Genomic DNA, 22,082 nt, shown 5'->3' with positions numbered 1-22,082 from the left:
GTGCATTTAAAAGTCAAGGTCAAACATCTTGCGTAAGCTTTCTAACGCCGGGTTCATAGCTTTAAGCTTATTGTACTTTTCTTCGGGAGTAAAGGCGTGGCGGGTAGATGTTGTTTCATTTACATGCACTTCTACCATAATGTCGTGGTTGTGCAGCTTACCCCGCAGGTAGCCCACAAGTTCCAGTTTGCTTGCATCAAAATCTACCTTACTGCCTTCGTTAGGTAACTCCAGCCTTATCGTAGAACCATTAGCATCAAGATAAGGATCGTTTATCATCATGTAGGTAGACATGATTTTTTGGCCGCTGTCGCTAAGGCGCTGTGCAAACTTGTTCCACAGCAGGCGCATATCGGTTTCGCTAAAGGCCTGTTTTGGCATTTCTTCGCTATGGCGAATAATGGCTTTATGGTTTTCCTGCAACTCACGCTTTTGCCTGATACTAGATAAAGAAAACGCACTTACACGGGGCGAACCATCATCAAGAGGTTGTGGCTTAACAACCGCTGGTGTTACAACTTCGGGTGTTTCTACCTCAAGTTCGGCGGCAGGCAGTGGTGTTATCGTAGCCGGCTTTTCTTCGGCTACAGTTGGCTGAGCCGCAGGTTGTGTGATATTTTGCTGCTGCAGGGGTACATTGCCCAAAACAACATCTTTAAAATAATGAGGGGGAATTATAAACCCGTCAACTTTTTTTTTTCTCCATCAAAGGTGATGGAGGCAAGCTGCATAAGGCAAAGCTCAGCTAAAAGGCGCTGATTTTGGCTTACTTTATACTTAAGGTCGCAGTCGTTAGCAATATCTATGGCCTGTAGCAAAAATGCCTGGCTGGCTTTCTGGCTTTGGGCACGGTACATATTCTGCGCCACTTCGCCGGCTTCTAAAAGCACCAGCGTAGCAGGGTTTTGGCATACCATCAAATCACGGAAGTGACTGGCAAGCCCGGCTACAAAGTGGTGACCGTCAAAACCTTTTGCAAGAATATCATTATAAGCAAGTAACAAGTCCGGGATACGGTTTTCTAATATCAGGTCGGTTACCTTAATGTAGTACTCATAATCGAGTACGTTCAGGTTTTCGGTAACAGCCTGTCGTGTAAGGTTCTTGCCACAATAGCTTACTACACGGTCAAATATAGACAGGGCATCGCGCATGGCACCATCTGCCTTTTGGGCAATAATGTGCAGGGCATCATCTTCAAAAGTAATGTCCTGGCTGCGCGCTACTTCGGCAAGGTGCTCTTTAGCATCCTTAACCGTTATACGCTTAAAATCGAATATCTGGCAGCGCGAAAGTATGGTAGGTATAATCTTGTGCTTCTCTGTCGTAGCCAGTATAAAAATGGCGTGGCGAGGCGGTTCTTCGAGCGTTTTAAGGAACGCGTTAAAAGCGGCCTGAGAGAGCATGTGCACCTCATCTATAATGTACACTTTGTATTTACCCGTTTGTGGCGGTATGCGTACCTGGTCTATAAGGCTGCGGATATCGTCTACCGAGTTATTACTGGCAGCATCGAGCTCAAACACGTTAAAGGCAAAATCCTCATAAGGGTCGTCATAACCCTCCTGATTTATTTTACGAGCCAGGATACGCGCACAGGTAGTTTTACCCACACCACGGGGCCCGGTAAATAACAGTGCCTGTGCTAAGTGGTTGCTCTCTATGGCATTTAGCAGTGTATTTGTAATAGCCTGCTGACCCACAACGTCTTTAAACGTTTGGGGGCGGTACTTGCGGGCTGATACAATAAACTGTTCCATAGAGTGGCAAAGATACTCGATTTTATTTCAGAATTCAGAATTCAGAATTCAGAATTTTGAAGTACTTATCCACATTACAGCTAAATGATTTAAACCAATAACATTACGATTTAATGAATTTTGACCTGATGTTATTTATACTCAAAAAATAAACACCGGGTTGCAGGGCAGAAGTATCAATACTTATTTGATTTTGGGCAGATGAATAGTTGCCCATATGTTGCCCCAGGTTATTAAATATGGTAACCTGTAATGTTACCGCCTGTTTATTTTGTATGTACAAATACCTTCCGGCAGGGTTTGGATAAATGCTAATGGAATTTGCTGTAAAATTGGCTACATCTGCTGTTTCCGCGCAATAGCCCACCCTTGGATTTTCAGCTTCATTATTACAGGGAAACTGATACTTATCCTGCGGATACAAAATAGCAGGACTGTTATACTGCACTAAATCTGCCATGGTGCCGGGCATGCTTACCTGTGCTGTGCTGCCATGGCCAAGGGCAACATCTTTTCCGGCCGTGTTTCCGTTAAACGAATAGTCAATGAGCGCATCAAGCAGGCGGTAGTAAGCATAATAATCAAGTGCATCAAAAGCTGCTGATGTATTGGGCAGGTTGTGCTCTGAAGAATAAGTATAGCCATTTACAGTAGATGACGGTACCAGGAGAAAATCTTTCTCTGATCCCGGCACGGTAATATGGTTAAAAATGTCGGCTGCCATGCGGTGGTCGTTATAGCTGTCGTCGTTAAATATTTCGAAAAGTACTTTTGTGTTTTCAGGATAGGAGGTAAGGTCATCAGGACTTAAATTATAAGCATACCATTGTGCCAGCGCATAGATAAAACGTCCGTTTTGTCCCCATTCGTCAATTGTAAACAGCTCATGGCTAATGCCAAAGGAAGCAGCACCGCCAAATGAATGTCCTAAAAAGCCAACTTTTGTGGTATCAATTATATTTGGATAGTCATGTGTTGCCTTTCGGAAACCTGCTGCCAGGTTGGCATAGCGTTCCGGCACGGTAACAGTAGCTAAAGTTTGATAAGGAACAAATACTACTGCATAACCTTTTGAGGCAATGAAGTTAAGCACGCCAATAATGTTCTCAGGATCGTTGCCACCATAAGCATGGCTGTAAAATATTGTAGGTACAGGTGTAGTTACATCTGCCGGATGGTAAATATTTATGGTATGACCTATAAAATTAGGATTGTTAAACGTTTCTACAGCTACATTATGTATGCCATCGCTGCCATAACCTGCCGTAGGCTTAGGGAAATTAGGATCTGCATACTGTGCGCTAGCAGCGTTTAAAACCAGTAAACCGATGAGTAATAGGAACTGTTTTTTCATGGTTTGTATTTTATAATTTACGATATATCGTAAAAAGTAATTATTATTCCTGTGGCTTTCGTGTCAGTTTTCTTACTATAAATGGCAGGGTAAGCCCTTGCCCTAACAGTGTAAACAGCACAACGGCAACCGATATAAAGATAATCTCGTTGCGTAGCGGAAACGGGCTGCCATCGCCAAGCTCTTCGGGTAAACCAAGGGCAATTGCAAGCGATACAATGCCACGCATACCACTCCAGCTTATGATAAGACTGTTTCTTAAATCCAGTAATGCTTCTTTACTGATACGTCCTCTTCTTTTTCTGAATGCGGTTTGAAGGTTCATTCTTTGGCTAAACACCCTAAGCATCCTGATAATTAGCGTAACTATTGTAATTATAAAGGCATAACCTATGTATGGTCCAACTTTTTCTGATGGTATATTCTTTAATACGTAAGGAAACTGCAGGCCAATTAAAATAAAAATGAGTCCGTTAAGCAGGAATATAATAATGTCCCAAATGTGGCGCGACTGGTTTTTTAAATGTTCAGGAAAAACCCTGTTGCTCAAAAACGAGACAGATAAACCCAAAACAACTACCGCTATAACACCCGATACGTGAAATTCTTCTGCAACCAGATAGGTTACAAAAGGCAGTAATAACAGGAAGCTGACAATTACAATGCTGTTGTTTTTTATGAACTGAAGTACAAATGTTATTTTTCCCATAAGGAAACCAATTAAAAACCCACCTGCCAGTAGTACAATAAACTCCCATGCAGCACGCCAAAATACAAAGGCTGTTCCTGTTGCGGCAGCTACAGCAAAGCGGTAGGCTACCAGTGCAGATGCATCGTTTATAAGGCTTTCACCCTCAAGTATGGTATTTGTTTTGTGCGATAAGCCCAGCCCTTTTGTAATACTCATGGCAGCAACGGCATCGGTAGCAGATAGTATGGCGCCAAGTACAAATGCCAGCGGCCAGGTCATACCGGGAACCAAAAAGTAGGCTACGGCAGCTATACCCGCTGTAGTAAGAAAAACAAGCGTAATAGCCAGTGTACTTATGGTATTGAATTGGGTTTTAAAATCATTCATCGAGATGTTAAAGGCAGCATCATACAGCAGTGGCGGCAAAAATATCAGGAAAATGATCTCCGGGTCTATAGAAATTTTAGGGAGAGATGGTGTAAAGCCTATGGCAATGCCCGCAACGATAAGTATAATAGGGTAAGGTAGTTTTATCTTATCTGCCAGGGCAGAAAGGCATATCATGATGGCGAGTATAAACAATACTACAGTGTAGTTTTCCAAATTTGATTGAAAGATTTAAGATTGAAAGATTTAAGATTGAAAGATTAAAATATTTTATAACCTGAAAATTACTATAAAAATAATAAACTTCTATGGTCAATGAATTTTTCAATCTTAAATCTTTCAATATTTAAATAGATTACCCCACCACCTCCGCTATGTCTTCTGTAGTAAGTAAGTTAAGTAAGGCTTTTTCAGAAGGATTGAGTTCGCCTGCATTGTCCTTTTCGGTAATGGTGGCCTTATAGTTCCATATCGAACCCTTTTCATAAGCGGCTACGACTGTGGGGTGTACATAGTATTTTTTACAAACCGTGCGGGTATTGCCTAGCTTCCCGGCTACATGGTCAAACACATTTATGATATTCTTTTTAAGTTCTGTCTGGGTGGTAAATTCGCCAAGTTCATGAAAGGCGCATAAGGCATTAAGGCTACCTGCCCAGGCACGAAAATCCTTGGCACTAAAATCTTCACCCGAAACTTCCTTAAGGTAATGATTTACATCTGCCGATCCTATGGTGTGGTGTTTGCCATCGTCATCATAATACTGAAAGAGTTCCTGTCCCGGTATGTCCCTGCATTTTTTTACCAGGTTCGCCATACGGCGGCTTTGCAGCTTTATTTTGTGCTTAATACCTTTTTTGCCTACAAACTCAAACCATACGGTGCTACCTTCAAATTTTACGTGCCTGTCGCGCAGTGTGGTAAGTCCAAAAGACCCATATAGTTTTTTGTAAGCATCATTACCTATGCGGATGTTTGTAAGCTCAATAAGCTTTATTACAAGGGCAACAACTTTTTCATAGGGCAGGCCATGGCGTGCCAGGTCTTTATCTACCTGCTCACGAATGTGGGGCAGGGCAAGCCCAAAACGGCGCAGGCGGTAAAATTTGCTCTGGTTGCGTATCTTGTTCCAGTGCGGATGATAGCGGTACTGCTTGCGGCCTTTTGCATCGGTACCTGTTACTTGCAGGTGCCCGTTTTCAAACGGAGATATCCATACATTTTCCCACGCCGGCGGAATAACGAGTGTCTTAATACGTTCCAGTACATCTTTATCTTTTACAGCAGCACGATTTTCATCTACATAAGAAAAACTGTTGGCACGGCGCTTCCTGTAATAGCCTTTGTCGGTACTAAGGGCATAGCGCAGGCCAACAGCCTTTGCGGTTATTTTAGGATCGCTCCCTATTTTTTCGAGTTTTTTTTGCAGGCGGTTCATCTTAGCTATCCCTGCCTTGCATAGTTAGTTCGTGCAGTGCCTTTGCTGCGCTTTTTTCGCCAAATGCACCGGCACCGGCCACAAACACGCCTTTTTCGCCATTGTTAGATGATATGCCGTATACGGTAGCCTCATCACCAGGGTCAGATTCGCCCTCATAACGATAAACGTGCTCTACCGTAAAGTCTTCGGTGCGGCTTTTAATACGGTCTTCTTCAAGGTTAAAATCTGTTGTAAAACCTTTTTCTGCCAGTTCCTGTAATGCCTTAGAAACGGTGGCGTAGTGATACATTTGTCTGTCCATGATATGTGTTTTTAAGTACGTTCGCTTTATATACCTAAAGGTAAAAATTACGCCAACGCATGGCTGCCAACGGAATGTTAAACTGAATTGTGTTTAAACGTTGAAAGTTTTGAATAGCGTGCAGAACTTTACAACATTCTACATTATAACTTTCAAACTTAATCGTACTTTTGCCGCCAAAGCAGGCCGCCTTATCGCTTTCACGCTTGCGTGAGGGAGGAAAGTCCGGACACCAGAGGGCAGCTTAGCGGGTAACGCCCGTCACTTTCCGCCTCGGCGGGAGGGAGGACAAGTGCAACAGAAAGTATGTACAGGTAATGCTGTAGTGAAACCAGGTAAACTCTTTGCGGTGAAATGCCATGTATACCGGCTATATGTAGGGCGGCCCGCCCGATGCCGGGGGGTAGGCAGATAGATAGTAACAGCAATGTTATTACCAGATAAATGATAAGGGTTGTGCTTTGGCGCAATACAGAATCCGGCTTACAGGCCTGCTTTTTTTATTTAAGATTTCAGAAATTAGATTTTAAATTTAACTTCACTCTAATGAAACAGCATCATAAACAGTATTTTAAAACAGGAGTAATAAGTATGCTCATAGCTGCTTTGTTTTCTATCGGCTTTATGAATGCCCAGGAACGTAAAGGTTCTGATTTATACCTCAAAGCCATAAAAATGGACAGCCTGCTTTTTGACCAGGGCTTTAATAACTGTAACTATAAAATCCTTGATAATATTCTTGCCGATGACCTGGAGTTTTACCATGACAAGGGCGGCATTCAGAATAAAAAGGAGTTTATAGATGCTACCCGAAATAACATATGTAATTCTCCTGACGGAAAAATAACACGCCGCATTGTAGCCGGAAGCATTGAAGTATGCGCAATGGAAAAAAATGGTGTTGTATATGGCGCACTCGAAACGGGTGAACACGAATTTTATATGCAGGAGCCCGGAAAATCAGCATACAAAACAGGCCGTGCAAAATTTACCTGCCTTTGGGTTATAGATACAAAAGGCAGCTGGAAACTAAAACGTGTTTTTAGTTATAACCACCAGCCAGCGGAGTAATCTCCTCCATATATTATCCATAAAAAAACCGCCATGATTTCTCATAGCGGCCTCTCATTATAATTGGTTTTTATTTTTCAGATTTAAGCAGGCTGCTTATCTGCTCTGCAAGCTCTGTACCTATACGGTCCTGTGCTTCGAGCGTTGCAGCACCTATGTGCGGCGTAAGCGATACTTTTGGGTGCATTAGTACCTGCACAGCTGGGGTAGGTTCTTCTTCAAAAACATCAAGGCCTGCAAAAGCTACCTTGCCACTGTCAAGCGCGTCAATAAGGGCAACTTCATCTATCACACCCCCACGCGATGCATTTACAATACCCACACCGTCTTTCATGATCTCAAATTCAGGCTTGCCTATTACATAACCGCCGTCCTGTGCAGGAACGTGCAGGGTAATAAAGTCAGCATGCTTAAAAAGGTCTTCAAGAGGCTCAGTAACAATGTCTACATTAATAAACTGCCCATTGTAAAAATCTACACGGATGGCAGCCTCGCCTACAAACTTATCAGATGCAATAACTTTCATGCCAAGTCCCAGTGCCACACGTGCCACAGAGCGCCCTATACGTCCAAAACCGATAATACCCAAGGTCTTACCACGAAGCTCGATACCATTGGCATATGCTTTTTTAAGTGCCTCAAAATTAGAGTCGCCTTCAAGGGGCATCTGGCGGTTACTGTCGTATAAGAAACGTACACCACTAAACAGGTGGGCAAATACAAGCTCTGCCACAGAGTCTGAAGATGATGCCGGAGTATTAATAACGTGGATGCCTTTTTCGCGGGCATATTCCACATCAATATTATCCATACCCACACCGCCACGGCCTATTATCTTAAGGCCCGGGCAGGTATCTATAATGTCTTTGCGTACTTTAGTAGCACTGCGTACAAGCAGTACAGCAACATCATTGGTATTTATATAATTGGCAACCTGCTCCTGGGCTACCTTTGTTGTTATCACTTCAAAACCTGCATCTTCAAGGGCAATGATCCCACTTTTAGAGATACCGTCGTTTGCTAATACTTTCATTCTTTAGTATTTAAAGATTTAATGATTGAAAAATTGAAATATTCAGAACGGTTTGTCATTCTGAGCGCAGCGCAGCGGAGTCGAAGAATCTCGAAATTTTATAGCGATTGAGATTCCTCCTATCGTCGGACCCGAGGCTTTAGCCGAACTGGCGAAGCAACGGCAAAACTGTCTACTGCTAGTTTTCTGAATACTGTTTACTGAACACTTTTCTCAAGCTCCTGCATAACATCTACAAGTACCTGAACGCTTTCTATAGGCATGGCATTGTAAATAGAAGCCCTGTAACCGCCAACCGACCTGTGACCCGGTAGCCCGCTAATGCCTGCTGCCTTCCACAGTTTGTCGAACTGCTCTGCGTGTGCTTCGTCTTTTAATAAGAAGCATACGTTCATTTTAGAACGGTCTTCGTTTTTTGCAGTACCCACAAATAATGGGTTACGGTCTATTTCGTCATAAAGTAATGCTGCTTTTTCGTTGTTTTTAGCTTCGATACCTTTTATGCCACCCTGGCCTTTAAGCCATTGCAGGGTAAGGTATACCGCATATACAGGAAATACCGCCGGGGTATTGTACATACTTTCTTTATCAATATGCTGCTGGTAATCTAATAACGACGGAATACTACGGCCTGTTTTGCCCAGCAGTTCTTCCTTGATTACTATCAGTGCGGTACCCGCAGGGCCCATGTTTTTTTGCGCTCCGGCATAGATGATTCCGAATTTAGAAAAATCGAGCTCGCGCGAAAAAATATCCGAACTCATGTCGCATACCAGTGGCACATCTGTTTCAGGGAAATCCTGCATCTGCGTGCCAAAAATGGTGTTGTTGCTGGTGCAGTGAAAATAATCTGCATCGGCAGGTATGGTATATCCGGTAGGGATATGGTTATAGTTTTCTGCTTTTGATGAAGCCACAACTTCGGTAGTACCAAATTTCTTCGCTTCTTTTATAGCCGCCGAAGCCCATGTTCCTGTATCAAGATAGGCAGCTTTGCCACCCTCTTTAAGCAGGTTATAAGGTACTCTGATAAACTCAAGGCTTGCACCGCCCGATAAGAATATAGCCTGGTAGCCTTTGCCGGTAAGGCCAAGAAGTTCAAGGGCCAGGGCACGGGCATCTTCCATCACGGCAACAAAATCTTTGCTGCGGTGCGATATTTCCAGTATTGATAGCCCGGAACCGTTAAAGTCTAATATGGCTTGTGCTGATTTTTCGAATACTTCTTGTGGCAGGATAGATGGTCCTGCGCTAAAGTTGTGTTTTTTCATGGTAGTGTGTTACTTATAAAGTGCTACAAATTTCTTAATTATGAAAGAAACAAGCACTACTATTTTTCTAAATTATTCTGCTATATTTTTGATAAAAACAAAATTGTATCCACATTATCTGCATAATCTAACAAGCCCGGTTTTTGTGTTTCCCCAAATGCCAGGCTGCTGTGCGGGTAACCGCTGCCTACAACACACTGAATCTGTTCGTGTTCTGCATCCAGTTTTTGTTTTATGGTATCAATGTCATCATAATATTCATAAAACACGCTCGAAATAGGGGAGGCATAACTTGTATCTTCCTTAATGGTAAGGAAACCGTTGTCGAGCAGCTTAAAGTTGCTCATTAAAAATACGGCTTTGTTGTAGTCGTAATTGTTGGCATACTTTTCATAATGAATGATATCGCCGTAGGCAAATATCGCTTCAAAAAATGCTGTAAAGTCATAACCCTGCGGTACAAAAAGTTTAGACACATTGCGGCATCCCAGCCCAAAATAACGGAAGATGTCTTCGCCAAGGGCGGTAAGCTCTTCAGCAGTTTCATTACCTGTAAGTACTGCTACAGAATTGCGGTTCTTGCGTATTATGCTTGGCTTATCTTTAAAATAGTATTCAAAATAGCGTGCGGTATTGTTACTGCCTGTGGCAATTACCGCATCAAAACCTTCCAGTTTTCCTTCGGTAAAGGTTATCTGTTCTGCGAGTTGGGGTGCAACGGCTATCAGGTATTTTGCTAAAAACGGCAACAGGTATTTATCGTTAGAGGATAGTTTTACCAAAACTTTATGCCCTGCAACAATTACCGATAAAAAATCGTGGAAACCTACCAACGGAATATTACCCGCAAGTATAAGCCCTACGGTTTTAGGCTGCACTGCCTCAAGGTTGTAGCCTGCAAGCCAGTTGTCAAGGTTACTTTGTGTTAAAGCCTGTGCCCACTGGTCTATGGCAAAATAAACCTGCTCTGGTGTAAACCAGCGGTTATGCGATTGCGATAGTTGTATAAGGTCTAAGAAGTCGTTATAAAAAATATCGTTAAACAACACATTTTCTTTAGGTTGGCTGTTTTCTAAACTAAACTGGCCTAAGAAATCACCGAGCTGTGCAAACGCTTTTTTTGTTTCTGTTAACGTCATTGTTCTTGTTTATGAATGGATTTGGACGTAATTTTGCTGCAAATTTACGTATTAAAACTAAGATACAGCCATGGCGATCATTATAACAGACGAATGTATAAACTGTGGGGCCTGCGAACCGGAGTGCCCTAACACCGCAATATATGAGGGCGCTGACGACTGGCGCTATAAAGACGGTACTAAACTGCGCGGCAAACTTGTATTGCCAAGCGGCGAGGAAGTAGATGCCGACAGTCCGCATACGCCTATAAGCGACGATATTTATTATATAGTACCTGATAAGTGTACCGAGTGTAAAGGCTTTCATGATGAGCCACAGTGTGCCGCCGTTTGCCCGGTAGACTGCTGCGTGCCCGATGATAACCATGTGGAAAGTGATGAAACATTACTTAACCGCCAGGCATTTTTGCACGGAGATGAGTAATTATAAATTTTATAAGGGCTTAGCGATATTGGGAATCTTGTTGATTCCCTTTTTTATTTATGAGTTTAATAAAAAAAAGGATTATAATTTTTACAAGGGCAAAGTTTGCAGTGTAAGTACAGGAACCATATACATGGGACCAAAATATGGATATGATAAAATATATCAGCCAACAGTCAAATATTATAATGGAAAAGATACTGTAACTTTTACTGAAAACCATCCAAATACTTTTGCACAATATTATAACATTGGTGATTTTGTTGAGGTAGCAGAACAAACTGATATGCCATGGAATGTCAGAATTTATACATTTTGGTATTTTTTAAATACTTACGAAATTATTTTATTTTTATTAGGTTGGAGTACTCTATTCATTGCATTTGTAATAATCCCTGGAGAAATAAAAAGCCTAAAACGTAAAAACTCCTGAGGACATACCTCAGGAGTTTTTGTTTAAATATTTACTGTAGAAGTCTTTACTATTTATTTTTTTATAATTTTTCGGCTTACTGTTTCACCATTATTTGTATAGATCTTCACGGTATAGATACCGGCGCTGAGTTTAGCTGTATTTATGGTTTTAAAATCATTATGATTTTCTGATTTCGCTACCATAATTCCTTGGATGTTAAATATCTCTACCTTGTAATTATCAACTTTAGTTTTTAGGCTTAATGTGTCGTAAACAGGGTTTGGGTAAACAATATATCCATAACCGTCATTTATTTCGTGGTTTGTAACTCCCAGGGGGATGGCGTCTCCCCAAATAAACGTTTCCCAGTCTGCTATCTTTGGCTTATCGCACATCATTGGGTTACTTCCGTTTTCAGAACTTACATATTTATCGTTGCTACCTCTTAGAGCTACCTTCCAGTCGCCTACATTTATAAATGTAAATTTCTCTGTAGTGCCAATAGTTGTCTTATTGCATATCATATAAGCACTGCCGTTTTCAGAACTTACATATTTATCGTTTGAGCCTTTTAGCGCTATTTTGCCATCACCTGCATCTACTATGGTGAATAACTCCCAGCCGTTATAAGCATCTTTAATACACGTCATGGGGTTGTCGTTACCCTCAGTACTTACATATTTGCCATTGTTGCCTTTTAGCCATATCGTTCTGCCGGCAGGTGGTACAGATACGCCCGCACCGGTATAGGCTGATACCGTGTTTATAAGCGTAGTATTCGGTACAAAGTTTGGGGTGGTAAAAACGCTCCATTTACTTTGTATAGTGGCCTGAGAATCGTATTGAAGACCGGGAGACGGACTTGTGTTCTCCTGATAATATCCCCAGTTCTCTACAGGGCTGTCTGTACGTTTTGTTTTGTACGACCAGTTAGACCACGATGCATTAAGGGCATTAAGGCCACGCAGGTATTTTTGCCAAAGATCAGGAAAGTTCCAGAAATTGAATTCTCCTGCAAATACCGGCACATTCCAGTTGTGCTGGTGGTTTGCAACGTCTAATAAGATGGCATCTATAAATCCGTTTTGAGAGGCATGGTTGGTTTTATCTTCATTATAGTTATGCACCTGGTAAAGAACATTTGTCCAACCATAGGTAGAAGGAGGTACCACAAAATCGAATGTAGGGAACGCACCAATCGATATAGTATGGTCTGCATCTATTGCCCTTACTTCCTGGTAGAGTGTATTATAAAAAGCATGAATAGGATATAATGTCTGGTTACTGCTAAGAGGTTCGTTTAGCAGGTCGTAAGCTGCTACAGCCGGATTATCTTTGTAGCGGGTGGCTATAGATTTCCATAAGTTAATGGTCATTTGTTGTGCGTTGGTATCTGTCCAGTAATTATTTATTACGGCCTGCCCGCTGGTTATAAAACCGTTGATACCGCCGGGCGCACCATGCAGGTCGAGTATTACATACATTCCTCGTGATGAGCATTCGCTAACCACCCAGTCCAGCTGAGTAAAACCATTGCTTTTTATGGTACCGTCGTTGTTCATTACTTCCATCCAGTAAAAAGGTACACGCACCATGTTCATGCCCATATTTTTAATGTTATCAAGATCTGTTGCTGTAATCCAGGCATTCTGGAAACTATCCAGCGCAGCATCGGCACCGACTACACCAAAACGGTCGTAAAGGGCATTGCGTACCGAAAAGTCATCTTCCATAAACACATTAAATTCGGCAATGGACCAAAAATTACTATTTGAGGTTCCTGTCTGGGTTATTTTTACATACCTTTTTAAATAGATGTTAGGCAGCTGCACATAAATGTTTTGTACATTTCCGGTGCCCGTAGTAACTACTTCCCATGTCAGGGCATTGTCAGATACTTCTATTTTATAACCCCGTGCATAATCGCCTGTAAAGTCTGCGGCTTCAAAAGATACGCGGTTAAACAGGGTAGGCCTTGCCATGTCTACTATAAAGTACTGCGATCCGTCAGGCAGCTGAGCCAGGCCGCTGGCCCAGCGCGTAGCAGGATCATTATCAAAAACGCTTTCCACATTTGTACCCGGATAGGTAGAGGTTGCCCCGGCTACCCACTGGCTCCTGTTTGCAGCCCCGGTACCCAGCGGAGCCATCCAGTATTCCATACTTAGCCATGAGCCAAGGTTTGTGCCCCGCAGGTTTATAACATCTCCTGTACCGGAGTTTTTGCGCAGCACGGTTCCGTTAGCCTTTAAAAAGTCGGCAGCCGTTAGTGCCTGTCCGTTCATGCTGTTGCCCGCAAAAAGTATTGCAAGGGCTAAAAACAGAAATTTCATTTTCATGATTAAAGAAATTAAGGTTATTAAATTTTTCTTTGGGATGAAAGAAATGCAGCAAGCAAGCTGAAAGTTTGGGGTATAAAAAAGCCATTATACAGGGGTTGCCCCCAAATATATAATGGCCGGTATTTAAATGTGTTTTTTTAGTAACCCGGATTTTGGGTTAAAAGAGGGTTAATGCGTATTTCGCGCTGCGGTATAGGGAATAGCAGGTGCTTATCGCTTACAACATAACCCGGAGGAGTAACATTAGCAGGGAAATAGTATGCCTGTGGGTTAGCCAGTACATTTGCTCCCTGGGCGTTCATAACCTGTAATGCCGTGCCGGTACGCACAAGGTCTAACCAGCGCTTGTTTTCAAAAGCCAGTTCTATTTTACGCTCCTGGCTTATAAGGTCGCGCAGGTCGTTCTGGTTTGTATTTGTAATAGGGGCAAGGCCGGTTCTTGTATTGGCATGTACTAAATTAAGATACGATAGCGCCTCGGGTTTGCCCTGCTCATTAGCGGCTTCGGCTAAAAACAGCAGTACTTCTGCATAGCGGTAAACCGGCCAGTTGTCATTAGTATTTGGTGCAATTTCAGCACCATGTACATACTTTTTAATGTAAGGAATGTTTGTATAACCTTCGCCGGTGTAAAACCCTATTGAAGCCGCTTTTCTTAAATCGCCTGCTTCATAAGACGCCAGAAGTTCCGGCGTTGGGGTGTTCCATCCTGCATAAGAATTACTGTTGCCATCAGGAAAACCGTCTATCACACCCGGATTTGCTAATACAGGCAGGAAGTTATAAGCAAAATTGCTTGATACGCCTGCAGTTGGGCCATCAAAATATTGCACTTCAAAAATTGATTCCTGGTTATTTTTGTTAGAAGGGCTGTAGATACTAGCATAATCTGCTACAAGGCTGTAACCCTGCACATTTAGTAATGCCTGCTCTGCCTGCGCCCATTGTTTTAATACAATATGCACATTGCCCAACAGGGTATATGCCGCACCGTTTGCTACAAAACCGGTTTGCTGTGTTGCTTTGTTTGGCATAAGGGTGGCTGCAAGGGTGGCATCGGCAATTATTTGCTCATACACTGTTGCTGTTGCTGTCCTGCCCACAATGGTTTCTGCATAGGTTGTTGGCGGAACCAATACCAGTGGCACGTCGCCAAAATACTGCACGAGGTCAAAATACGCAAAAGCCCTCATAAACAGTGCCTGGCCTTTGTAATTGTCTTTTTGTACCTGGTCAAAATCTGCAGCATCTATAGTGCTTAATATCTTGTTAGCCCTGCCTATAATAATATAATCATTTTGGTACTTATTGCTTATAGCGCCACCATTAGCATCATCAATAAATTCATCTACATACTCCCTGTCTGCATAGCCACGGTTTTGTGAGTTATAAATAAATATGGTGTTATCAGACCGCATTTCGCCCATTGTCCATGCGCCATAATCGGCAAGCCCGGTGCCATAAAGGTTACGTAACGGGGCATACATACCCACAGTAGCCAGTTTAAAATCGGCATCGGTTTTATAAAAGTTCTCTGCGGGAACCACGGTTTCCGGTAGCTTAGTTAAAAAATCGTCGTCGCAGGCACTCAGTAAGGCAGCCGCAATAAGTATAGATAGTATCTTCGTTTTCATAGTTTTAGAAATTATAGTTTATACCAAAGGTAAACGTCCTCGGAACCGGGTATGTAGTGTAATCAACACCTGAGAATAATCCGGCACCTGCCGAAACCTCTGGGTTACCGCCCGGATATTTTGTAAACACATACAGTTGCTGTACGCTGGCATACAGGCGGAGTCCTTTAAGATAGTCTGCACTCGCATTAGAAAAACTGTAACCTAATGATACATTTTTAATAGTTAGGTAACTGCCGTTGTACATCCATTTAGAGCTTGACCAGTCGCGCTCAGGGCCTGTATTGCCAGATGCCTTACCCCATTTTCCGTTACCGGGATTTTCTTCAGACCTCCACCTGTTTTGTAAATCGCTAAGCACGTTGAAAGAACCGTCAAGGTTACCGGTAAAACGGTCTGCCATATTGATGATCTTATTACCATAAGCCCCCTGGCACACTACAGAAAGGTCGAAGTTTTTATAGCTAAAGGTATTGGTAAAGCCGTAGTTAAATTTTGGTGCCGTATTACCCAGCACACGCTGATCTCTGGTATCGTTAGTTACTATACCATCACCATTCATGTCCTTATATTTAACACTCCCCAGTTCTGCACCTTCATGATGAGGTGAATTATCAAACTCTTCCTGGGTTGCATATACACCATCCCACACCAGGCCATACAGCTGCCCGAATGGCTTGCCTACCTGTGTTATGGTCATGTCGCCATATATTGCTGCATTTGCAGTACCAAGCTCAAGGGCTTTGTTTCGGTTAAATGAAATGTTGAAATCAGTATTCCACTTAAAATCTCCGGTAAGATTTACAGTACCCAGGGTAAATTCATGACCCCAAAAGGCAATCTTGCCAATATTTGTGGTGTAGTTGTAAAACCCAGATGAGATAGGTATTTCTACAGAATACAATAAGTTATCGGTGGTTTTGTGGTAGTAGTCGTATACAAACCTTATCCTGTCATTAAAAAAGTTGAGGTCTATACCTGCATCTACCTGCTTGGTGGTTTCCCATCCTAATGCAGTGTTGTTAAGCCCTGCTACGCTGCTGCCGTTTAGCAGCTGGTCGTTAAACGGGTTATTGGTAGCCACTACATTTGCATATTGCAGGTAATTGCCTATGTTGTTATTACCGGTAATACCATAAGCACTCCTTATCTTCATAAATGAAAGCACATTGTTTTCTGGGATAAACGACTCGTCAGAAACAATCCACCCTGCTGATACTGATGGAAAATTACCCCATTTGTTATCAGATCCAAACCTTGAAGAACCGTCTCTCCTTAGTGCTGCCGAAAGCAGGTACCTGCCTTTATAATTATAATTTACTCTTGACACAACAGAGGCCAGGCTCCAGTCCTGCACATCTGTAGATCCTGTAACAATGGTTGCTGCATTTATGGTTTGTACCCTGTTATCTGGAAAACCACGCCCGTTAAGGCTGCCGCTTTCAGAATGTGCTGCCTGGACTGTATAACCCACAAGTGCTTCAAAATTATGTTCGCCAACAGTTTTACTATAGCCAAGCGTATTTTCCCAAAGCCATGAATATGCCCAACTGTTACCGTGAGAAGCACTTATGCGCGTTGCATCGCCTTCATTTGGCGGGTTAAACAGGTTACCCGCTGTAGAAGGGTAGAAAGAGTCTGATACTGAATTGCCCGCATCTACACCTATCATACTTTTAAAGGTAAAGTCTTTTAAAGGCTTTATTTCTACAAAAGCATTTGATAGTAAGCCCAGTTGTTTTGATTTATTCTTAACCACCTGTACCTGGTTGTACCAGTTAGGCCCGGCAGCCGTTCCGTACTGGTCGCCTATAGCTAATGGAATAGTTCCGTCGGCATTTTTATAAGAAGCAATGGGAGAGGTAAGTAGTGCAGATTGTATAATGTTTGCACCGTTGTACCATATACCGTCACTCTGTGGGGTGCTGTTAGATGTAAATGTAGGGGCTATGTTAAACCCAACTTTAATGTTATCGCTAAACTTATAATCAGTATTGGCACGTAGTGAGATACGGTTATAATTTGAGTTTAACAATACACCTTCAGTCTTGTTGAATCCGGCTACTATAGAGGTGCTCGATTTCTCTGTAGCAGATGAGAAGGTAAGGTTATAGTTTTGTATGATAGCTTCGCGGGTAACGGCATCAAACCAGTTAGTACCTTTGCCATACTGATCTGGATTCTGGAACATTGCAGGAACCTGCTGCCCGCGTTCTTCAGCCACTTCTTTTTTAAACTGGGCAAACTGGCGTGCGTTCATCATATCAGGCTTGCCTTTATCGGGTATTGCCTGTAGGCCGGAATACATGTTTACCGAGAATTTATTTTGCCCTTTCTTTCCTCTTTTTGTAGTAATCAGCACCACACCATTTGCCGCACGCGAACCATATAGCGATGTAGATGATGCGTCTTTAAGTACGGTAAGGCTTTCAATTTCATCTGGGTTAATGTTAGCAATATTACCCTGAAGCGGAAATCCGTCTACCACATAAAGCGGATCGCTGCCGGATGATATGGATGCCGCCCCACGAATACGCACGGTCATGCCCTGGCCGGGTATCCCTGTATTTTGGGTTATCTGCACACCGGCAAGTTTACCCTGTAGCTTTTGTGTAAGTTGTGGTACCGGCTGGTCTTTAATATCGTTGGCATTTACTGTTTGTACAGAACCGGTTACGTTGCGCCTGTTTTGGGTTCCGTATGCTACAATAACTACTTCATCCAGTGCCTTTACATCGGTTGTAAGCTGTACATTTATAGCTGTTTGGTTACCCACTTTAACTTCCTGGGTTAACAAGCCCATGTAGCTAATTTCCAGTACAGCATCAGCAGATGGTACTTCGATGGTAAAGTTACCGTCCATATCTGTAGCTGAGGAAACAGACGAACCCTTAACCATAATGTTTGCTTCGGGCAGGGAGGCTCCTGCATCATCACGAACAGTACCTGTAACTCTTATCCCCTGTGCCCAGGCACCGGTAAGGATAAAGAGAAAGAAAAGCACGAAGTGCCTTTTTTGCATTAGTAATACTTTTACCATAAAAAATAAGTGATTAATTAAAAAAGGTTAGGTTATTTTAAATTATAGTTCAATATTACAGGAATGGTTTAGCAAACGTATCCTGTACTGTGATGGTTTGCTAAAATTTTCTACAACGTTTTAGCATTTTTAATATAATGGGACGGATTATAGAAAATTCAGGGCTTAAAAATTAATATATAATTAGCCCTATTTCTTTTCTGATTATAAAATAGAAATGCCTGCTGATTAGGCAGGCATTAATAGTAAAATGCTTAGGGACTAATATATTATGGCTTTATTTCTGTAAGTGTGCTGTCCTGAGCAAAGGCGTCACCCACTTTTTCTACCGCTTTTTCCTGTGCTACATTTATTGTGCCTTCCAGCTTAAGGTCAGCTGATGATGAGCCTACAGCTATACGATAGGTACCTGGTTCTACTGTCCAGGTATTTGTTATACTGTTAAACGACGCAAAATCTCTTTTAGATAATTTAAAAGTTACTGTTTCTGAAGCGCCGGGTGCAAGGCTGGAGGTTTTGGCAAACGCCTTAAGTTCCTTTACAGGCTTGTCCTGGCTTATACCGGGTGCAGAAATGTATAGTTCTGCAACTTCTTTACCGGCAACCTGACCTGAGTTTTTTATCGTGGCTGTTACGGTTACTTCATCCTGTAATTCTTTTGCGCTTATTTTTAAACCCGTATAAGCAAATGAGCTATACGACTTGCCAAAACCAAACTCATAAGACGGCTTTATGCCAAATGTGGTAAAATAGCGGTAACCTACATAAATACCTTCTTCATACGATACCTCTTCTGGATTAGTGGCAGGTGTACCCGGCCAGTTTGCTGCCGAAGGATTGTTGTTAAAGTCTACAGGAAATGTCATTGTTAGTTTGCCTGATGGATTTACCCTGCCCGATAAAACATCGGCTACGGCATTGCCACTTTCCTGTCCGGGCTGCCAGGCCAGTAAAATAGCATCAGTCTTATCTTTCCAGCTGTTTGTTTCTATCACGCCGCCCAGGTTAAGTATCACAATTACTTTTTTCCCTTTTTGGTGAAAGTGTTTTGACACCTTGTTTAGCAGCGTAATCTCATCATTTGCCAGATAGAAATCGGCTGCAAGCTGGCGGTCGCCATTTTCACCGGAATTACGACCTACGGTAATTATAGCTACCGCATTTTGATCTGCGGCCTTAGCAATCTGGTCATCCTGTAATAGCAGTTCGGGCATTTTTTTTGGTGTAGCCAGTATGCCACCATTATCTTCACGGCGTTTACGTTCTTTGTCGGCCTCATTTGCTACAAATGGTACATAAAGCGATTTCAGTCCCTGGTCTGCTTTAAAGCCGGCGTTAGATAACCCGTCCAGTAACGAAATGGTGTAGGCCTCATTAACATCGCCGCTACCAGTGCCACCGGCTATAAAGTTGTATGAAGTAATGCCAAAGAGTGCAATGTTCTGAGCTTTGTTGTTGTAAGGCAATGTGTTGCTTTCGTTCTTTAAAAGTACCATTCCTTCTGCGGCGGCGTTGCGCGCAATAAGGGCATTGCTTACAAGGTCGGGCTTATTGCTGAATTTCTGTTTCTTAAATGCCGGCGATTTTAATACAACCTGCAGGATGCTGTTAATGTTACGGTCTACAACATTTTTAGGAAGTGTACCTTTTTTAATGGCATCAACTAATGCATCATATTGAAATTTTGTACCCGGCATCAGTACATCGTTACCGGCATTCATTTGTGCTATTACATCGCTCGTCTTGCTGCCTGTAGCGGCAAAATCATGGTAACCACCAAACCAGTCTGACATTACAAAGCCCTTAAATCCCCATTCCTGCCTTAATATATCCCAAAGCAGGTCTTTACGTTCTGAGGTGTATATGCCGTTTATTTTGTTGTAAGAAGACATTACGGTCCAGGGTTGCGATTTCCTTACGGCAATCTCAAAGCCACGCAGGTAAATTTCGCGCATTGCCCTTTCGCTTATGTGTTCATTAATTGAGAGGCGATTCGTTTCCTGGTTGTTAGCGGCAAAGTGTTTTATAGACGTGCCCACACCCTGAGATTGCACACCCTTAATGTAAGCCGCTGCAATTTCTCCGGCAACTACAGGGTCTTCAGAGTAGTATTCAAAATTTCTGCCGCACAATGGGTTACGGTGAATGTTGATGGCAGGTGCCAGTAATACATCTACACCATAATCGCGCACTTCGCTGCCTATGGCTTTGCCCACTTCTTCGAGCAATGTCGTATTCCAGGTTGAAGCTAATGCAGTACCCACAGGAAATGCGGTGGCGTAATATGTGTTGGGGTCGTTTTCTCTTTTAGGTTCTATACGCAGGCCGGCAGGGCCATCGGCAAGTAATAATGCGGTAATACCCAGCCTTGGAATTGCATAAGTAGCACCCGCGGCGCCCGGGGCATGCATCCGTGGCTTACCGTCTATGGTTGCACCCAGCATTTCGGTACCTAAAAGCAGGTGTGCCTTTTCTTCAGGGGTCATGGCATCAATAACCTTTTGAATTGGGTCTTTGCCCAGTTGCGGCGTTTTTTGGGCATAGGTATTTGCATTCCATAATGCAAATGCAATAAAAAGGATCTTTACACTTTTGTGTTTCATAATGTTTGGTATTTAGCGCAAACATATTGCCTCTAAGTTGTAAAGGCATCCTGTACTATACTGTAAAGGCTACTAATTGCAGTATTTAAAGTGAGTTTCGCTCTATATATTTAAATACGTTTTTTACCTGTTCTTTCTTGTTTTTAAGCACCATATAGGCAGCACATTCGCCCATAGCCTTAAAGTCTGTACTAATAACGGTAATGTCTAAAAGTTCTTTGAGTGGCGTTTCGTTATACGATATAATGCCCAGGTCTTTGCCCAGTGTAAGGTTGCGGTTGCGCACCTGCCGCATAAGGTTTACAAGGTCGCGCTCCTGTATGGTTATAAAAATATCCCTTTTGGTAAACTCCATATCTTCATATACCTCTTCCAGTATTTCAAAATCAATATCATGCTCGCGGCAAAACTGCTGAAAACCATGTACAATTCTCCTCGGATACGGATGTGTTGATTTTTGCGGATATACCAGTATCATTTTGTCATATCGCAATATTTTTTCAAGCCCTTCATTCAGGGCATGGTAGATGTCATTTTTAAAATCCTGGTATATAGTGCTGTACTTGCCATCAAGCCCCGGCTTGGTATTATCTAATAATATGAGTTTATCTTTGGGTATCTGCTCCATGGCTGATAGTGTTTCGGGCGTGTAGCTTACATGGTTACTGTTGGCATCTCGAAAGTGCGACATTACCACATAGTAATCATAATTGCCAAGGTTGCGCTGTATGGCGTTAGAGAACAGGGTTTCGTCACAATGGTATACATACATATCTACCTGGCCATGTGCGCCTATGGCATTTACAAAACTGTCGTAGATCATCATTTTGTAAGTGCTGGGCTTATTGACAAGAAAAAAGATATTGATCTTATTTATCCTGTCCATATTAGATATGTAGTAGCCTTTACCCTTAACAGATTCTATTATTTGTCGTTCCCTTAGTATCTTGTATGCCTTTTCTACGGTATCGCGAGACAGGTAGCACATTTCGCTAAGTTCGTTAATAGAAGGTATTTTTTCGCCTAACTTTATATGGCCGCGCTTGATATCGCCCAAAATAGAATCAACGATCTGCTTATATTTGGGAATACTTGAATTTTCGTTAATTTTGAGTTCAATCGTTTGCGACATGGTGCAGGCATTTTTTATTATGCGTAAATGTATTTAAATTATGG

The 22,082-nt window shown here is 42.4% G+C and carries 17 protein-coding genes and 1 other RNA gene; 4 read left to right on the top strand and 14 right to left on the bottom strand.

The window, feature by feature from the left end; translation table 11 throughout:
- Positions 1 to 6 precede the first annotated feature (6 nt).
- From DYH63_RS11455 to DYH63_RS11430, 6 genes are all read right to left on the bottom strand, one after another.
- Positions 7 to 645: a DUF8439 domain-containing protein gene (locus DYH63_RS11455; protein WP_116788934.1), complete on the bottom strand. Its 639-nt coding sequence runs from the start codon at positions 643 to 645 to the stop codon at positions 7 to 9.
- A 29-nt stretch (positions 646 to 674) separates the two neighbouring features.
- Positions 675 to 1,760 carry a DNA polymerase III subunit gamma/tau gene (gene dnaX / locus DYH63_RS11450; RefSeq protein WP_116788933.1) on the bottom strand — a complete coding sequence of 362 codons (1,086 nt, stop codon included), beginning with the start codon at positions 1,758 to 1,760 and terminating at the stop codon, positions 675 to 677.
- 103 nt (positions 1,761 to 1,863) lie between these two features.
- On the bottom strand, positions 1,864 to 3,114 hold the full coding sequence (locus tag DYH63_RS11445; RefSeq protein ID WP_162927004.1) for a T9SS type A sorting domain-containing protein: 1,251 nt from the start codon (positions 3,112 to 3,114) through the stop codon (positions 1,864 to 1,866).
- Positions 3,115 to 3,157: 43 nt separating this feature from the next.
- Positions 3,158 to 4,408 (bottom strand): Na+/H+ antiporter, encoded by a 1,251-nt coding sequence (locus DYH63_RS11440; protein ID WP_116788932.1) that lies wholly within the window; start codon positions 4,406 to 4,408, stop codon positions 3,158 to 3,160.
- A gap of 139 nt (positions 4,409 to 4,547) precedes the next feature.
- Positions 4,548 to 5,630, bottom strand: coding sequence for a DNA topoisomerase IB (locus DYH63_RS11435; RefSeq protein ID WP_116788931.1), 1,083 nt, complete (start codon positions 5,628 to 5,630; stop codon positions 4,548 to 4,550).
- Position 5,631: 1 nt separating this feature from the next.
- Entirely contained in the window at positions 5,632 to 5,934 is a 303-nt protein-coding gene (locus DYH63_RS11430) for a hypothetical protein (RefSeq protein ID WP_116788930.1), read from the bottom strand.
- A gap of 178 nt (positions 5,935 to 6,112) precedes the next feature.
- On the opposite strand from DYH63_RS11430, the gene rnpB reads away from it, so the two are divergent.
- An RNA gene (gene rnpB, locus DYH63_RS11425) (RNase P RNA component class A) lies at positions 6,113 to 6,436 on the top strand.
- 44 nt (positions 6,437 to 6,480) lie between these two features.
- Positions 6,481 to 7,005: a nuclear transport factor 2 family protein gene (locus DYH63_RS11420; RefSeq protein WP_116788929.1), complete on the top strand. Its 525-nt coding sequence runs from the start codon at positions 6,481 to 6,483 to the stop codon at positions 7,003 to 7,005.
- Positions 7,006 to 7,075: 70 nt separating this feature from the next.
- Here DYH63_RS11420 and DYH63_RS11415 read toward each other — a convergent pair whose 3' ends face one another.
- The 3 genes from DYH63_RS11415 to DYH63_RS11405 form a co-directional block, all read right to left on the bottom strand.
- Complete coding sequence (locus DYH63_RS11415) at positions 7,076 to 8,038, bottom strand: D-2-hydroxyacid dehydrogenase (RefSeq protein WP_116788928.1); 963 nt, start codon at positions 8,036 to 8,038, stop codon at positions 7,076 to 7,078.
- Between the two features lie 197 nt (positions 8,039 to 8,235).
- Positions 8,236 to 9,309 carry a 3-phosphoserine/phosphohydroxythreonine transaminase gene (gene serC, locus DYH63_RS11410; protein ID WP_116788927.1) on the bottom strand — a complete coding sequence of 358 codons (1,074 nt, stop codon included), beginning with the start codon at positions 9,307 to 9,309 and terminating at the stop codon, positions 8,236 to 8,238.
- 80 nt (positions 9,310 to 9,389) lie between these two features.
- Positions 9,390 to 10,448 (bottom strand): acyl-CoA reductase, encoded by a 1,059-nt coding sequence (locus tag DYH63_RS11405; protein WP_116788926.1) that lies wholly within the window; start codon positions 10,446 to 10,448, stop codon positions 9,390 to 9,392.
- Positions 10,449 to 10,518: 70 nt separating this feature from the next.
- Here DYH63_RS11405 and DYH63_RS11400 point away from each other — a divergent pair, with 70 nt between their 5' ends.
- Entirely contained in the window at positions 10,519 to 10,872 is a 354-nt protein-coding gene (locus DYH63_RS11400) for a 4Fe-4S dicluster domain-containing protein (protein WP_116788925.1), read from the top strand.
- Positions 10,826 to 11,305 carry a hypothetical protein gene (locus tag DYH63_RS11395; RefSeq protein ID WP_162927003.1) on the top strand — a complete coding sequence of 160 codons (480 nt, stop codon included), beginning with the start codon at positions 10,826 to 10,828 and terminating at the stop codon, positions 11,303 to 11,305. Before DYH63_RS11400 ends, DYH63_RS11395 begins: the two co-directional genes overlap by 47 nt.
- 53 nt (positions 11,306 to 11,358) lie before the next feature.
- Here the strand turns inward: DYH63_RS11395 and DYH63_RS11390 are convergent, their stop codons facing one another.
- The 5 genes from DYH63_RS11390 to DYH63_RS11370 all read right to left on the bottom strand — a co-directional run bounded on the left by DYH63_RS11390 (position 11,359) and on the right by DYH63_RS11370 (position 22,038).
- The gene (locus DYH63_RS11390; protein ID WP_162927002.1) at positions 11,359 to 13,626 is read right to left on the bottom strand and encodes a cellulase family glycosylhydrolase; all 2,268 of its coding nucleotides are present in this window, start codon (positions 13,624 to 13,626) and stop codon (positions 11,359 to 11,361) included.
- A gap of 140 nt (positions 13,627 to 13,766) precedes the next feature.
- Positions 13,767 to 15,263, bottom strand: a complete 1,497-nt coding sequence (locus DYH63_RS11385) for a RagB/SusD family nutrient uptake outer membrane protein (RefSeq protein ID WP_116788922.1) — start codon at positions 15,261 to 15,263, stop codon at positions 13,767 to 13,769.
- A 4-nt stretch (positions 15,264 to 15,267) separates the two neighbouring features.
- The gene (locus DYH63_RS11380; RefSeq protein WP_240408978.1) at positions 15,268 to 18,285 is read right to left on the bottom strand and encodes a SusC/RagA family TonB-linked outer membrane protein; all 3,018 of its coding nucleotides are present in this window, start codon (positions 18,283 to 18,285) and stop codon (positions 15,268 to 15,270) included.
- A 287-nt stretch (positions 18,286 to 18,572) separates the two neighbouring features.
- Positions 18,573 to 20,906 (bottom strand): glycoside hydrolase family 3 C-terminal domain-containing protein, encoded by a 2,334-nt coding sequence (locus DYH63_RS11375; protein WP_116788920.1) that lies wholly within the window; start codon positions 20,904 to 20,906, stop codon positions 18,573 to 18,575.
- An 85-nt stretch (positions 20,907 to 20,991) separates the two neighbouring features.
- Entirely contained in the window at positions 20,992 to 22,038 is a 1,047-nt protein-coding gene (locus DYH63_RS11370) for a GntR family transcriptional regulator (RefSeq protein ID WP_116788919.1), read from the bottom strand.
- Positions 22,039 to 22,082: the final 44 nt, after the last annotated feature.

The organism is Flavobacterium psychrotrophum, from assembly GCF_003403075.1.
Lineage (GTDB): Bacteria > Bacteroidota > Bacteroidia > Flavobacteriales > Flavobacteriaceae > Flavobacterium > Flavobacterium psychrotrophum.
Note: the sequence above shows the minus strand (reverse complement) of the source record. Positions and strands in the feature narration are given on the sequence as shown.